Here is a 982-nt window from a genome sequence, read left to right as displayed (position 1 = left end):
CCGTGATTTGGGATCTCACTCTCCCCGATATCGAGGGATTGGCAGTTCTGCGTAATATTCGCAAAGGCGGGTTTAAGCTCGCAGTGATGCTACTTACCGCACGAGACGCCATTCGCGATCGCGTTCAAGGCCTTGATGGCGGCGCAGATGATTACCTCGGAAAACCGTTCGCACTCGAAGAGTTGCTCGCTCGCTTGCGTGTGTTGATTCGCCGTCAATCCGGCAGTGCAGAAGAAATCATTCAAGTTGGGCAGTTATCTTTATCCTTATCGGAGCAAAGCATTCGCTACGATGACGCCCCACTTAAACTCACACGCCATGAATTTAAAATCCTCACCAGCTTGATGACGAACGCCGGACGCGTGCAAAGTAAGGAGCAATTGCAACAATCACTACATGGCTGGGATGAAGGTTCAAGCGACAACGCGATAGAAGTTCACATTCATAACCTACGTAAAAAAGCCCCCAACGTCGCCATCAAAAACATTCGTGGTGTGGGGTACATTCTTGAAAAATAAAAAACCTTACTCCATTAAACGCCAACTGACGCTCTCGGTTGGCTTGTTAGTCAGCGCGCTTTTGCTTATTTCTTTGTACTTCAGCTTTCAGTCAGCCAAACACGAAGTCGAAGAAGTTTATGACGCTAGGCTTGGGCAATCCGCTAAGCTGATGCTGCTGACGCTGTCCATTTCAACCGAAACGGACACGCTCGCCAACCACAGAGAGCTATTCGACCAGTGGATGAAGAACATCGATTCTTTGGCAAAGAGCGACGAAGACAAAGCCACCAAATTTGGTCACCCCTACGAACAGAATCTCGTTTTTCAATTCTACCGTGACAACGAGTTAATCTGGAGTTCCACTCCGAATCTGAGTTCTCTTTCTTCTTCTTTTGATAACAACGGCTACGCCGACATTACCAAAGACGGCGTACAGTGGCGCACTTTCCAACTCTCATTACCACAGACCGAGCATGAGAACG

The 982-nt window shown here is 48.4% G+C and carries 1 protein-coding gene and 1 pseudogene; both read left to right on the top strand.

Annotated features, from left to right (window positions below):
• Window positions 1–518: winged helix-turn-helix domain-containing protein (locus R8O11_RS25560; RefSeq protein WP_318194655.1), on the top strand; the 518-nt coding region annotated here is incomplete at its 5' end.
• A pseudogene (locus R8O11_RS25555) lies at window positions 508–982 on the top strand (sensor histidine kinase N-terminal domain-containing protein); the annotation flags it as partial. The gene R8O11_RS25560 and the pseudogene R8O11_RS25555, both read left to right, overlap by 11 nt.

Source organism: Vibrio sp. 1288, assembly GCF_033344475.1.
Note: the sequence above shows the minus strand (reverse complement) of the source record. Positions and strands in the feature narration are given on the sequence as shown.